The 12,677-nt window shown below is 53.8% G+C and carries 15 protein-coding genes; 1 reads left to right on the top strand and 14 read right to left on the bottom strand.

What is annotated here, in order from left to right:
* Window positions 1-56: 56 nt before the first annotated feature.
* On the top strand, window positions 57-416 hold the full coding sequence (locus FLZ89_RS14740; RefSeq protein ID WP_172613653.1) for a TIGR04086 family membrane protein: 360 nt from the start codon (window positions 57-59) through the stop codon (window positions 414-416).
* A 150-nt stretch (window positions 417-566) separates the two neighbouring features.
* Here FLZ89_RS14740 and FLZ89_RS14735 read toward each other — a convergent pair whose 3' ends face one another.
* The 14 genes from FLZ89_RS14735 to FLZ89_RS14675 all read right to left on the bottom strand — a co-directional run bounded on the left by FLZ89_RS14735 (window position 567) and on the right by FLZ89_RS14675 (window position 12,675).
* The gene (locus FLZ89_RS14735) at window positions 567-1,034 is read right to left on the bottom strand and encodes a hypothetical protein (protein WP_141264442.1); all 468 of its coding nucleotides are present in this window, start codon (window positions 1,032-1,034) and stop codon (window positions 567-569) included.
* Between the two features lie 358 nt (window positions 1,035-1,392).
* Window positions 1,393-4,173: a helicase C-terminal domain-containing protein gene (locus FLZ89_RS14730; protein ID WP_141305205.1), complete on the bottom strand. Its 2,781-nt coding sequence runs from the start codon at window positions 4,171-4,173 to the stop codon at window positions 1,393-1,395.
* Between the two features lie 28 nt (window positions 4,174-4,201).
* Complete coding sequence (locus FLZ89_RS14725) at window positions 4,202-4,582, bottom strand: biotin/lipoyl-containing protein (RefSeq protein ID WP_141305204.1); 381 nt, start codon at window positions 4,580-4,582, stop codon at window positions 4,202-4,204.
* Complete coding sequence (locus FLZ89_RS14720; protein WP_141264445.1) at window positions 4,579-4,800, bottom strand: hypothetical protein; 222 nt, start codon at window positions 4,798-4,800, stop codon at window positions 4,579-4,581. The genes FLZ89_RS14725 and FLZ89_RS14720 overlap by 4 nt, the downstream gene beginning before the upstream one ends.
* Window positions 4,801-4,831: 31 nt before the next feature.
* On the bottom strand, window positions 4,832-6,388 hold the full coding sequence (locus FLZ89_RS14715; protein WP_141264446.1) for an acyl-CoA carboxylase subunit beta: 1,557 nt from the start codon (window positions 6,386-6,388) through the stop codon (window positions 4,832-4,834).
* Window positions 6,389-6,550: 162 nt separating this feature from the next.
* Entirely contained in the window at window positions 6,551-7,555 is a 1,005-nt protein-coding gene (gene thiL / locus FLZ89_RS14710; protein ID WP_141264447.1) for a thiamine-phosphate kinase, read from the bottom strand.
* Between the two features lie 126 nt (window positions 7,556-7,681).
* Window positions 7,682-8,242 carry a tetratricopeptide repeat protein gene (locus FLZ89_RS14705; RefSeq protein WP_141264448.1) on the bottom strand — a complete coding sequence of 187 codons (561 nt, stop codon included), beginning with the start codon at window positions 8,240-8,242 and terminating at the stop codon, window positions 7,682-7,684.
* Window positions 8,243-8,354: 112 nt separating this feature from the next.
* A complete protein-coding gene (locus tag FLZ89_RS14700; RefSeq protein WP_141264449.1) occupies window positions 8,355-9,203 on the bottom strand; it encodes a quinate 5-dehydrogenase in 849 nt (282 codons plus the stop codon).
* Window positions 9,204-9,229: 26 nt separating this feature from the next.
* Entirely contained in the window at window positions 9,230-9,868 is a 639-nt protein-coding gene (locus FLZ89_RS14695; RefSeq protein WP_141264450.1) for a DUF3786 domain-containing protein, read from the bottom strand.
* Between the two features lie 113 nt (window positions 9,869-9,981).
* Window positions 9,982-10,110, bottom strand: coding sequence for a hypothetical protein (locus FLZ89_RS16335; RefSeq protein ID WP_256369524.1), 129 nt, complete (start codon window positions 10,108-10,110; stop codon window positions 9,982-9,984).
* A gap of 517 nt (window positions 10,111-10,627) precedes the next feature.
* Window positions 10,628-10,900: a helix-turn-helix domain-containing protein gene (locus FLZ89_RS14690; RefSeq protein ID WP_141264451.1), complete on the bottom strand. Its 273-nt coding sequence runs from the start codon at window positions 10,898-10,900 to the stop codon at window positions 10,628-10,630.
* A 154-nt stretch (window positions 10,901-11,054) separates the two neighbouring features.
* Window positions 11,055-11,741, bottom strand: a complete 687-nt coding sequence (locus FLZ89_RS14685; protein ID WP_141264452.1) for a hypothetical protein — start codon at window positions 11,739-11,741, stop codon at window positions 11,055-11,057.
* Window positions 11,738-12,283 (bottom strand): prepilin-type N-terminal cleavage/methylation domain-containing protein, encoded by a 546-nt coding sequence (locus FLZ89_RS14680; RefSeq protein WP_141264453.1) that lies wholly within the window; start codon window positions 12,281-12,283, stop codon window positions 11,738-11,740. The genes FLZ89_RS14685 and FLZ89_RS14680 overlap by 4 nt, the downstream gene beginning before the upstream one ends.
* Complete coding sequence (locus tag FLZ89_RS14675) at window positions 12,283-12,675, bottom strand: type IV pilus modification PilV family protein (protein WP_172613652.1); 393 nt, start codon at window positions 12,673-12,675, stop codon at window positions 12,283-12,285. Before FLZ89_RS14675 ends, FLZ89_RS14680 begins: the two co-directional genes overlap by 1 nt.
* Window positions 12,676-12,677 lie beyond the last annotated feature (2 nt).

Below are 12,677 nucleotides of genomic sequence, written 5' to 3'. Positions count from 1 at the left end.
TATTTTCTTTAGGGGGCCGGCATAGGGTTTAGGTGAGACAAGAATGGGGTTCGGGGGTGGAAATTTTGCTGCGGGCTGTTTTGACAGGGTTACTTTATGCCATGTTAGCCGGTCTGGGTATGGCCACCTTGCTGGGGTTACTGCTGTATTTCACCCCCCTTTCCGAGGGACTGTTACCCTTGCTGGCCAGTATTACTGTAGCCCTGGCCGTCTTTTTTGGGGGGCTGCAGGCAGCAAGGATCGCCGCGGCCAGGGGGCTAGTCCAGGGGTTAGGGGTAGGCTTGCTCTTTTTCATAGTAACCCTGACTATGGGCTGGACCGGAGGGCCTCTAACCATTGGCGCTACCGGCCAGAAGCTGGGGCTTTGTCTCCTGGCCGGGGCCATGGGCGGGGTAGCCGGCATGGCCGGCCGTTAATTTAATGCCGGAAAGCTACCAGTAACCAGCAGAGGAGCCCCCCTGCCAGGAATGCAAGGCCGAAGATCAAGCGGAAACGCGGCCCCCCGTGTGGGGTAAAATAGACAGGCCATAGGGCCTGTTTTTCTTTGGGACGCATGAAATTCATTGTTACCCCTGCTCCTTGATATCCTGTATTTTCCATACACCTTGCTCGTTCAGAATGATAATTGTTTGGGGAACGGAAATGGTACCCTGCCGTGACGATACCCACTCGGCACTTCCCCGCACCCGGGCAATCCCAGTTTTAAGATCTACCTCCTGTTCTTTGATCAAGAAAAAAACGAACCGCAGGGACGGATCTTGCTGCCGGCGTTGCTGCCACCTCTGGAGCAGGGAGGTACTTTTCAGAGCAGTGCCAAACTCCCGGGTGACCAGGGTGGAAAGCTGATCCTCCCTTCCTGCGGCCAGAGCCTGGTAAAAGCTATAAATAACAGCAAAGGGTGCCGGCTGTTGACTGGCCGGAGCCAGGGCCGGCAGGGCAGGTTCTGCCTTATTTTTTTCGCTAAAGGAAAACCACCCCCAGGTCAGCACGATTCCCAGAATTAAACCCAAAGCGAAATATTTACAAAGCCTCATTCTCAATCCCACCTCCATGGTTAATTGTAATGGTGGGACCGGCCTTTTATGCTAAAAAAGAAGAGAGGTTGCCCCCTCATTCCTGGTGTAAAAATTTTTTTAACAGGCGTTTCAAGAAGGACGGTAAAGGAATAAAGTAAACCCGCATGCCATTCACCTCGCTCCAATCTTGCCTCCGTAAATGGATGTGGGAAGTGGGAGGTTAGGGGTGGGAGACTAGTAGAAACTGGCTACGCCAGTTTCGGATTCAAAGCTTGTCGCACCCCCTACTTTCTCCCGTTCGGCTCACGGTGGTCCGCCGCCATGAGTCGTTCCTCTTTTTAATTATAGTATTAAGGAGGCAACTAAAAAGTGCATATCAGGTGTGAGCAGGCGGGTTAAACCAGGTTGCGAGCCTTGCAGGGAGTTCAGCCGGTGTCACTTCAGCTGTGGTAACCGGCGGCAGGGATTGGAGGAAGTGGCGTCCGTAGCGCTGGGATAGGAGGCGCTGGTCGAGGACTACCAGGGCGCCGCGATCGGTAGAACTCCGGATCAGGCGACCAAATCCCTGGCGGAAACGGATTACAGCCTGGGGCAAGCTTAAAGTTGTAAAGGGATTTCCTCCTTTAGCAGCCAGATGTTCCATGCGAGCGGCCAGAGTCGGCATGCCGGGAGAGGGAAAAGGCAGGCGGGGAATAATAACGCAGCGCAGGAGATCCCCCGGAAGATCGATACCTTCCCAGTAACTGTTGGCCCCCAGGAGGACAGCCCGGGGTGTTTGCCGGAATTCTTCCAGGAGCTGGGAACGACCGCCATCAATCCCCTGGGCCAGGACGCTAAAATCGCTGTCAGCCAGCATAGTGCTCAAGATGTTGTACATATCGCGCAAGAAACGGTGGGAGGTACAGAGGATCAGGGTGCGACCGCCCACGGCAGGCAGAATCTGCTTTATCACCGGCGCAATAGCTGCGGCGTAAGCACTGTCATTAAGCTGGCCGGGGTTTGGGAGGCCCCTGACGGTACACACCAGGGCCTGGGAACGGTAGTCAAAGGGCGAGGCCACCTGGCAGGTAGTGATCTGCCCGGGAGGTAACTCCGTTAATCCCACCTGTTGCTGGTAAAAATCAAAGGTATTATCAACAGTTATAGTAGCCGAGGTTAAAATTACGGCTTCTTTTCGGGCAATGAGCAGTTCTGCCAGTAAAGGCCCAACTTCCAGGGGGGCCAAACGTAACGTATACTGGCCGGCATTATTTTTTTCCAGCCAGCTAACGTATGCTTCCGGGTCGGCTTCGAGAATTTCCCCCAGATCATGGCTGTACTGGGCAAAGATGTTGCCCAGGTTGGTGGCATCAGCCGCCATTTCTTCAGCACCGGCAGCGTAAAGCAATTCCGCCAGGCGACCCAGGCGACCGGCCAGGCTGTTCAGCGTCTCCTCCAGGTGACCAAAGATGCTTAGCAAGGTGTCCCAGGCCGGCGTTTCCTTCAAGCGGGCCGTGAAGCGTAAAGTGGAGTTACTATTTTCCCACAGGGCCGCCGCACTTAATTGCGCCAGGCCATCCCAGAAGGCTTGCCATTCATGATGAACCCGGACAACGGTACCTTCCAAATCTTCAAGCAGGGGCAACAGTTCGGCGTTTCCTTCCCCGGTTAAACGGCGAGCAAGGTTCCAGGCCCGTCCTAAAAAGCTAAAGTTACTACTTCTACCTCCCAGGCGCTGGAGAAAAAAGTCACAACTGGCCTGCCGGACCGAAATGCCCAGGTGTTCGGTGGCCGCTTCTTCCAGGTGATGGGCTTCATCAATAATGAGATAGGGATAATCGGGCAGAACCTGGTTGTTTAAGCGGACATCACTTAAAAGCAGGGAATGATTTAAAATCAAGATATTAGCAGCTTCAGCCTCCCGCCGGGCAGCATTGACAAAACAGCTGTCATTAAAGGGACAGCTGTTACCGGCACAGGTGTCTTTATCAGCGGCCAGGGCAAGCTTCAAAGATTCCTCTTCCGGTTTCAGCTTCATTTCGCTCCAGTCTCCGGAAGTAGTCAGCTTGAGCCAGCGCAGTACCCTGAGAATAAAATGGCGTTCTTCTTCCCCTGGAGGGGGGTTATGCTGGTAATCCCTGAGTTTACGCCGGCAGAGGTAGTTATTGCGCCCCTTGGCCAGGGCGGCCTTGAAGGGGATAGGAAGGATTTCCTTTAAGAGGGGCAAGTCTTTATGCCAGAGTTGTTCCTGGAGGTTTATAGTATGGGTGGCAATGGCTACTCTCCTGCCCTGGCGGCAGGCCCAGTAAATGGCCGGCAGGAGATAGGCCAGGGATTTGCCCGTACCTGTTCCGGCTTCAACAATGAGATATTGATTCCTGCTCAAAGCCGTAGCTACGGCTTTGAGCATCTCTGCCTGCTGGGGGCGGTATTCATAACCGGGGAGTTTACTGGCCAGCAGGCCCCCTGGAGCCAGGAGGGCGGCTATTTCGTCCGGGCTGAAGTCGGGAATTACCGGCGGTGATGCCTGAAGTTCCTCCAGGGCAAAGAGCCCGGTGGCGGCCACCTCGGCCGGGGCCGCCGGGATGGATTCGGCGGCCAGGGCTGCCTGAAACCAGGGCTGCAGGCCGGCCGGAGCCAGCTTGAGCAGGCTGGTTAATAGATGCTTATCCAGGGCCAGGGTAGCCCGCCAGAGGGTATGCAGCAGCTGGACGGTGGCCAGTACGTCTCCCAGGGCGCGGTGGTGTTCGGTTACTTCCAGGGAAAATTTTTGGCTTAAAAACTCCAGCCGGTAGGATGGCAGGCAGGGATAGAGTATACGGCTCAAGGTTAAGGTATCCAGCAAGGGGCGGTGCCAGGCAGTAGTACCCAGTGCCCGGTTTAAAAAAGCCAGGTCGAAACTGCCATTATGACCGGCGGGAATAGCCTCACTCATAAAATCCAGCAAACCGGGGAGGATTTCTGTCAAACGGGGGGCTTCGCGGACCATGGCGTCATTGATACCGGTGAGCTTCTGGATATAGGGCGGTATCGGCCGGCCGGGATTGACCAGGGTATGCAACTGGCCGGTTATCTGGCCTTTCTCCAGGCGGACGGCGGCAATCTCAATGATCTGGTCCTGGTTTGGGTCCAGGCCGGTTGTCTCTACATCCAGGACGACATAAGTATGAGGTAGCACTTCCCAGCACTTCCTTTTGCGGGGCTGATTAGCCCAGTCTAACCAGGGGCTGGCCGCTGGCTACGTTACTACCGGTCTGGACCAGGACCTCCTGGACAACTCCCCCGGCTGGAGCCTGGATTTCATTTTCCATTTTCATGGCTTCGATAATGAGCAGGACCTGACCGGCAGCTACTTTCTGCCCCGGTTTAACCCTTACTTCTACTACCGTACCCGGTAAAGGCGATGTAACAGTGCGGTTATCCTGGGGTAAGGGGGGTCGCGGGGAAAGGCCGGCCTGGTAGAGAGGAGGCGTTTTCTTCACGGGAGCTTTCATTGCCGGGCGTAAATGATCAAGTGCCCCACCTACCTCCTCCACTTCGACGCTAAAAGTTTCCCCATTAACAGTAACCTGAAAATGACGCTTCAACCGGCCATCCGCCTCCTTACTAACGCCAGCGAACTATGCATTAGCTCCTGCCGCCCGGCCAGGACCCAGCGTCTGGTGTTCCTGTTCAAAGGCCGGATGGCCGTGATTTGCCAACCGGTTTCCGCCGACATATATACAGCTATGGCAGCGGTAATGGCGGCGACGATTTCCGGGGCAACTGCTTTATCTAAAACAATTTGCTGGTAAGAAACGACCACAAAATATCACCTGCCCTGAAAATAAATACAGTTAAACGGGAAAATTACCGTGTTTCTTAGCCGGGCGGCTTTCCCTTTTATTAAGTAAAGTTAACAGGACCTGGACTAGATGCCGGCGAGTGAGAGCCGGGTCAATGACGGCATCCACCAGGCCCAGGCCGGCGGCTACATAGGGGTTGGCAAATTTCTCCCGGTATTCGGCTATTTTTTGCCGGCGTACCTCAGGCGGATCGGCGGCCTGGCTGATTTCCTGGCGGAAGATAATATTTGCCGCCCCTTCGGGACCCATGACGGCAATTTCCGCCGTCGGCCAAGCTACCACATGATCAGCCCCCAGGGAGCGCGAACACATGGCCAGGTAGGCACCGCCGTAAGCCTTGCGCAAGACCAGGGTTATTTTCGGAACGACGGCTTCGGCAAAGGCATACAGCAGTTTGGCCCCGTGGCGGATAATGCCGCCCTGCTCCTGGTCGACTCCGGGTAAATAACCGGGGGTATCGACCAGGGAAAGCAGAGGAATGTTGAATGCGTCACAGAAGCGGACGAAACGAGCGGCTTTATCGGCAGCATTGATATCCAGGCAGCCGGCCAGGTGCCGGGGTTGATTGGCAACAATACCTATAGTATACCCGCCCAGGCGGGCCAGGCCGATAACTATATTGGTTGCAAATTGAGCCTGGATTTCCAGAAACAGGCCGTCATCTACCACCCCGTGGATTATTTCTTTGACGTCATAGGGTTTATTGGGATCGACGGGGACCTGATTGCGTAAATTGGGGCACTGCCGGTCAACCGGGTCATGGCTGGGTACATAGGGCGGATCTTCCAGGTTGTTACCCGGGAGGTAGCCGAGCAAGGTTCGGATTAAATGCAGACAATCTTCTTCTGTAGGAGTATAGAAATGGGCTACCCCGCTTTTCATGGCATGGGTGGCAGCCCCGCCCAGCTCTTCCGGCGTTACCTCTTCGCCGGTAACGGCTTTGATGACCTGGGGCCCGGTAATGAACATTTGGGCCGTATGATTGACCATGAAAATAAAGTCCATTAACCCTGGCGAATAGACGGCACCGCCGGCACAGGGTCCCATAATGGCGGCAATCTGGGGGATAACGCCGGAAGCATGGGTATTGCGGCGGAAGATTTCCCCATAACCATTGAGGGCCGCCACCCCTTCCTGGATGCGGGCACCGCCGGAGTCATTTAAACCAATAATTGGCACCCCTGTCTTCAAGGCCAGGTCCAAAACTTTACAGATTTTGGCGGCATGCATTTCCCCTAAAGAGCCGCCCATGACGGTAAAATCCTGGGCATAGACATAAACCTGGCGGCCGTTGATGGTACCGGAGCCAGTAACTACCCCTTCCCCTGGTGTTTCTATATTTTGCATGCCAAAATCTGTGGCCCGGTGGCGGACAAATTGGTCCAGTTCCAGGAAACTGCCCGGGTCCAGCAATAATTCGATTCTTTCGCGGGCCGTTAGCTTGCCGGCAGCATGCTGCCTGGCGATGCGTTCCTCACCGCCGCCGGCTAAAATTACTGCGCGCCTGGCTTCAAGGTCGGCCAGCCTGGCTTTAATATCTTCACTCAATTAATCTATCCCCCTTATTATTCCCTACCTCCTTATATTACCAGGTAATAAGGGCAGCTTGCAAGTCCTGCCTACAAAACTTTCAATCCATCTTCCTGGCTATAGCTTGCCCTGGCGCTCCCACAAACTACCCTGAACAGCAAGAGCACAACTTTTTAACTATTACCGGAAATGATTATAACCACCGGGGTTTAAAGGCAATCTCTTTCCCTCAATGATAATGGTAATACCCTCAGCGGCCGGAACCACATTGCCGATGGGGGTCACGGGGGTCTGGCAGGCTTCGGCTATGGCTTTCTGGACGGCAGCTACTTTGTCCGGCCGGCAGGTGAGGAGGAGCTCGAAATCTTCACCTCCGTAGAGGGCATAATCCAGAGGATCTTTTTGGTAAATAGCGGCCAGCTGCCTGGTGGCCGGGGCGATGGGCACGGCAGCGGCTTCCAGGGTAATGCCTACACCAGAGGCCTGGGCAAGGGTATATATTTCAGCTACCAGGCCATCGCTGATATCATCGGCTGCCGTTATTCCCCCTGCTGGCAGGGCGGCACGAATTTCAGCTACCCTGGGGGTGGGCCGGAAGTGGCGTTCCCGGGCGAAGGCCACGGCCTCCGTTGGAGCCGGGCGCGGTGAGAGCAGGGTATCCAAGCCGGCAGCCGACCCGCCGAGATCGCCCGTTACCAGCAGGACATCCCCCGGCCGGGCGCCGCTGCGGTAGAGACAGGCTCCCTCTTCTACCCGCCCCAGGATGGCCAGATTTATAACCATGGCCCGGGGGGAAGATACGGTATCGCCGCCGATTATATTGACCCCAAAACGCTGGCCGCATTCCCGTAAGCCCGCGTAAAGCTCGTCCACAAACTCCACCGGCTGCTCCGGCCTTAAACCCAGGGAAATAAGGGCCTGTTCTGGTATACCACCCATGGCGGCAATATCGCTCACATTTACCGCCATGGTTTTGTAGCCTATTTCCCGGGCCGTAGCCGTGGCCAGGGTAAAGTGGATATCTTCCACCAGCATGTCCGTAGAGGCCAGGGTCAGGTAACCTCTTTCTCCTTTTAAAACCGCAGCATCATCACCGATACCCATAATGACCTTATCCGGGACAACTACAGCTCCGGCTTTCAGGCGTTCGATGAGGCCAAACTCGCCGATAGTTTTCAAATTCATGGCTTATTCCCGTCCCCTTTTTCTGGCTATCTATATATTGCCACAGGGACAGGACGGGTGCAAGCCTTCCGTGCTGGGACACGGAAGGCCGCCGGTTTGAATATGCTTCCTTAAACTGGTAAAACCTCAGTTTTGCTGCTGTCCTGAGGTTGATAATAGTTGCTGTAATAATGATAGAATATCCTGGAGGCGTTCCTTGATGAAGGTGTCTTCCGGATCCAGGTCATGGGCGGCCCAGTAACTGGCTAGAGCCGGGGCAAAACGGCCATGGTATTCATGGATGACTCCCAGGGCCAGCCGGGCTTCCAGATCCCGGGGGTCATTTTCTACCCGGCGCAGGTAGGATAGGTATTTTTCTTCATCTTCAAGGAGGTCCTGGTGAAAAAAGACGCTACCTATTTTAACCCGCCAGGTACAGCTATTATCCTGGACTTCAAAGGGACAGGTGCAACTAAAACGAATACCGCGGTTTTGTAAGGCTTTTCGAAAATAGCGGCAGAAGGCGCAGCGGCCGTCATAGCCCAGGCCCTGGATAGCCAACTCATTACCTTCCAGATTGATGCCGGCACAGGTGGGTATGCGCTTCCGGGTCAGGTCCAGGTAATAGGCAATCGTTTTTCTCTCCCCGGCGTGCCTGGGCTTGCAATTAATCCGGCAGATCGTAGGGTTGCCACTGGTGACAGCCATTATTTCTCTCCCCGTTCCTGTTATATCCTATTGCCAGGAAGGGAGAGAAATGACTACTAATTCGTAGAGGTGGTATTTGCCCCTGGCAGGCCTGGCAAGGGGGGATTACCTTTTATTTGTGCAGGCAGTAAAGGGAGGGCAACCAGCCTAACTTCCCGGCCAGAGCCGGGTACTGGGGCGCTGCAGCCCCCAGGGCCACCATAATGGCTTCCATGGCATTGGCCGCCGGGCTGAGACCATCGATGACAGGCGTTGTTGCCAGAAGCCAGGCGGCCCCGCGCCGGCGCAGGAGTTCCTGGTCGGCAGGCGTAGTGCCGCTGGTAATAATTACCTTGCCGGCCAGAGAAAGAGGTAAATGATGACGGATAAAATGCCAGTCCCCGGCAATAATTTTTACCCTGGCGAAGAGATGGCGGTAACGGGGATGAGATTTTTCCTGGTCAAGGCCCAGGGGGTAAAGGTAGGCCAACGGTAAACGGGCCAGGAGGGGCATGGTTAAATAACCCAGGATCATGAAAGTTGATAAAGGAAAACCCAGGGGAAGTTTTAAACCAAAAGCGGCATCCCCCGCCAGGACGGGATAGCCGCTTGCCTGTAAAGCCCGAGCCAGCCAGAAGCGGTCCAGGACGGAAACTACCAGCGCCCTGCTACCGGTGGGTAAAAAAGCCAGCCGGCTTATGGCCCGGGGCTCTATCCATTGTTTCCAGCCTGAGCCATCCACCAGGGGGGTCTCTTTAACCTGGCGGGCTAAATACCGGCCTGCCGGGCAGGGATAACACCGCAAACCCAGGTGGTAGTTAAAATTGGCGCCACCAAGCCCCAGGGCATCCACCCGTCCATCCAGTTTTTTAAGAAGGCGGGCTGCCAGGTCTAGGCGGCCATTGCAGCCGCGCCGCTCCAGGAGGATTGTCTCCTGGCCGCAGTTCAGCTTTACCTGGTAATCCCTGCTATTAGTACCCAAACTGATGCTGACTACATGCTTGATAGCTACTTCGACTCCCTCGCCTGGCTTTTTAAACGTTTGACGAGGTATTCAGCCAGGACGGCGTAATCTTCCGTGGCCAGGATTGCCGCCGCGGAAGCGTCGAAAAGGATAGTCCCGCTGGGGGGAATTTCTTCATCGCCGGCCCAGATAACCAGCCTTATCGGCAGGCTAGGAAAGGGATAAAGTTCAACGGCAGCATCTCCATGGTTTACTGGCCGGCCACCAAGGGGCCGGGCGGCCTGGAGGAGGCCGGCGGGATCCTGGCCGAAGGTGCGGACCAGGGGCAAGACGGCCCGGCCAAAAAAGGGTTGCTGGTAAAGATGGCCGCCGGGTAATTCCTTAAAGGAAATCCATTCACCCTTAAGGGCAACTGCCGGTCCCACCAGGTAGTGGAGGATTAAAACCTGCACCCGCGGGTCGACGCTGCTACCGTCACTGGTACTGATGGTCCCGCCGGGGCAGGATATGTGAAATACGTCACTTAAAGAGGGCAGGATTAACACCTTTTTTTCCCCATCCCAGGTAGCCCCCTTATTGACGGCTATTTCCCGGGGGTTGCCTTGCTCCAGTTCCTTACGGGCCAGGTCCAGGGTGACATCCAGGTTATAGGGGAGGGCCAAGTTAATCACGTCCTCTTTCATTATTTGCCTGAAGAGGGTGTTACCGTTATCAGGAGTTCCTTCCTGTTAATGTTTTTTATAGAGTACCATGGTTTAAGAAAAAATAAAAGCCGGCTCATGCCGGATCGGGGTGCCTAATGTAACGGGACAACGATGCAGTTTTGTTTTTCTTCTTCAGCAGCCAGGACCTTTTGTAACTCCTGAGCGCTGACAAACCGGTAATCTACCTCTTCCCCGTTAATCCAGGTCAGCAGGTAATCCATAACCCCCGCCTCCTCCGGTGTTTTGTATACACCATCCTGTCTTCAGGATAACACCTGGAGGAGAAAAATGCAAGGGGAAAATTAAAATTTAGTTAATTATTACTGGCGGTGGGTTTAGATTTAAATTGGTTTTACAAGGCTTTCTGAATATTAGCTGGCCATAGTTAACGGACGGCGATTTGTAGACAGATTCGCCGTGTGTTAGTAAGGTAGATAAAAATTAAGTCCCGCAAACTTTTGCGGGACTTAATTTTTCCTGGTGCGCCAGGTAGGCTTCGAACCCACGACCCGCTGATTAAGAGATATAAGATCGCATTTTTCAGTACGTGCTCTCACGTGATCCGCTGTTATCCATGGTGATGCGAAGTCAGCATTTTCAAGGCTTCGGGAGATTTTTCATCTCATCTAGTGATGCCTCGTGATTTCTAATTATCCCCCGGTAGTAGTACGGGTAGTAGTCAAAATAGTAGTCAGAATGAAGGGGGGTTCCTGCAAGGATTCGCAATGCTTTTGAGGATCATCTCACTGACTTTTTCAATTTCAAAGGGATAATCTTTTCTACCCCAGCGGCGGAATTCTCTTCGCAGGTTTTTTCCATCCACCGGAGCAACGCTTCACGGGGGATACGGATGGTGCGACCGATTCTTATTGTCGGAAAATCCTTTCTGTTAGCGAGCTCATACGCCGCCGCCCGTCCTATCCTTAAAAGCCTCGCCACTTCAGGCACGGTGAGCACGGGGGGCAAATCGTCAGTCTCAAGTTTCTTGACAGTGGGTTCCGCTTCTTGCATTGAATCATCTCCTCCGGTCGAAAAATGGCACCGGAAAAGAACAGCCCTGGCGTGAGCCAGGGCTGTTGAGATTAACTCGGAAAATTATAAGCGTACTGCTCTTATTACAGTTTGTGATTCACATAAACTATAAATCCATTCTTTATTAAGTGCTTTATATGTTTTCATTTCCCCGTAAAACTCCTTCGAACCTCGCCCTTACCAACAGGTTGTACAGCTCTGCTCCAGCGTAGAGCCAATCCACCACGGTCCGGAAGCTCTTTCCATAGTAGTAAAGCGCCACCGTGGCTTCATTCACCGTTTTCTGCAACGTCCGTAGGGGCAGCCCTGTACCGGTAGCTATAACGCGGTTTATATCGTCCATAAGCACCCTGTTCCCGTACACCCTCAGCCTGGGCGTCAACGTCCTCTTCCGCCCGATCCGAGTTACATCCGCGCTTCCGTGCAGCTCGACCCACGCCCGTACGAAGCCCCGGTCGTCTAAAGGGCCGTGCGGGTACGGCCTCTCCGGGGCCTTCCTGGGCGTCCAGCCGTAGCGTTCTAGAATGGTTTTCACGGCGGCCACGTCTGCCGCGCGGGTTATTTTCAGCCGCCACTGTGTACCAGTGTTTGAATGGCTTTCATGCCCGCAAGATGCTATTCTAAAATACTGTTTAACCACTTCGATATACCATCTGTCGCGGTGGCGGAGCCAATAGCCTTCATCGGATATGGAGAAGGCACCCCAAAGTATACCCAGTATGTATGCACCCAAATCGGTTGTTGGGTCAAAAATTTTGCATAATCTATCTCCGCATTTTTGAGAGAGGTTCTGCTCACGAAGAAGAATATCGTCCTTCATTCTCTGCTTGCCAGGTTCCGTGGTAGTATTTTGGTAGCCAAAGTAATGTCGCTTTTTGTATTTACATCGCTGCCCTGGCCTATTTCTAAAGTTATGCTGACCAGCTTCCCGCTATCAGGTTTTACCATGAAATTCTTTACGTTTCCAGCTATTTGCACCCCGCCGGTTTCATTAATGACTACTGACCCGTTGTCTGGATGTACGCTTCTATAAAGTACACCATCATTTAAATAATAGCTGACAACGCTTGTTCCTGCCAGATAGGCGAACCTGCTGTAATCCGGCGAATCAAATGTAACCGCCCCGGCGCCCCTTATCCCTTCAACCCTAGCGCCATTATTCGTAAATCCGTCGCAGATTTCTTCCATCACCTTCACTGCTGCGTCCTGAGTGTTTGTCTGTCTAAAAGCCTTGGTGTTAGCCTGCCAGCCGCGGAGATAGATATCATAGATAGGAATCGCGATTAGCCCGATAATAGCGACAACAACCATAACTTCTACTAAGGTAAAACCCTTGCTATCCCTTAAATGCTCTCGTAGCATCAAATCCCCCCTTTATAGAGGAGAAAAGTCAGAGAATCAACCATGTTACCGTTCTTATCCAGTTCCAGCGTAACTTTTTTTACCACAGCGCTCCCACACTGGCCCGGCATTGAATTTATCGTGCTGACATTTTGTTTAAGCGTCCACGCGCTCCCGCCATAGTTAGGATAAGCCGTCTCGCCAACAGGCAGGTTGTCATATCCAGCAGCTTTAATTTCCTCCGCCCGCTGCTGGAGGAGGTAACTGGCGACAGACCTGTCGCGGCCGCGGTAAAGCATCATGATGCCATTGGTCAGCGCCCCCATAAAAGGTACGAGCACAATTATAAGCAAAGAAACCGCAATCACCATTTCTACAAGGGTAAAGCCGTCCTGCTTTCGTCCGCATCGCATAT

Source organism: Moorella sp. E306M, assembly GCF_006538385.1.
Lineage (GTDB): Bacteria > Bacillota > DSM-521 > Neomoorellales > Neomoorellaceae > Neomoorella.
The sequence above is the reverse complement of the archived record's forward strand: the minus strand, read 5'-3'. Positions and strand labels throughout refer to the sequence as shown.

Coding starts and splice junctions, on each gene's coding strand:
- FLZ89_RS16335 (WP_256369524.1), bottom strand. CDS start 10,110: ATGGATTACCTGCTGACCTGGATTAACGGGGAAGAGGTAGATTACCGG.
- FLZ89_RS14685 (WP_141264452.1), bottom strand. CDS start 11,741: ATGAAGGACGATATTCTTCTTCGTGAGCAGAACCTCTCTCAAAAATGC.
- FLZ89_RS14675 (WP_172613652.1), bottom strand. CDS start 12,675: ATGCGATGCGGACGAAAGCAGGACGGCTTTACCCTTGTAGAAATGGTG.
- FLZ89_RS14680 (WP_141264453.1), bottom strand. CDS start 12,283: ATGCTACGAGAGCATTTAAGGGATAGCAAGGGTTTTACCTTAGTAGAA.
- FLZ89_RS14735 (WP_141264442.1), bottom strand. CDS start 1,034: ATGAGGCTTTGTAAATATTTCGCTTTGGGTTTAATTCTGGGAATCGTG.
- FLZ89_RS14705 (WP_141264448.1), bottom strand. CDS start 8,242: ATGGCTGTCACCAGTGGCAACCCTACGATCTGCCGGATTAATTGCAAG.
- thiL (WP_141264447.1), bottom strand. CDS start 7,555: ATGAATTTGAAAACTATCGGCGAGTTTGGCCTCATCGAACGCCTGAAA.
- FLZ89_RS14695 (WP_141264450.1), bottom strand. CDS start 9,868: ATGAAAGAGGACGTGATTAACTTGGCCCTCCCCTATAACCTGGATGTC.
- FLZ89_RS14690 (WP_141264451.1), bottom strand. CDS start 10,900: ATGCAAGAAGCGGAACCCACTGTCAAGAAACTTGAGACTGACGATTTG.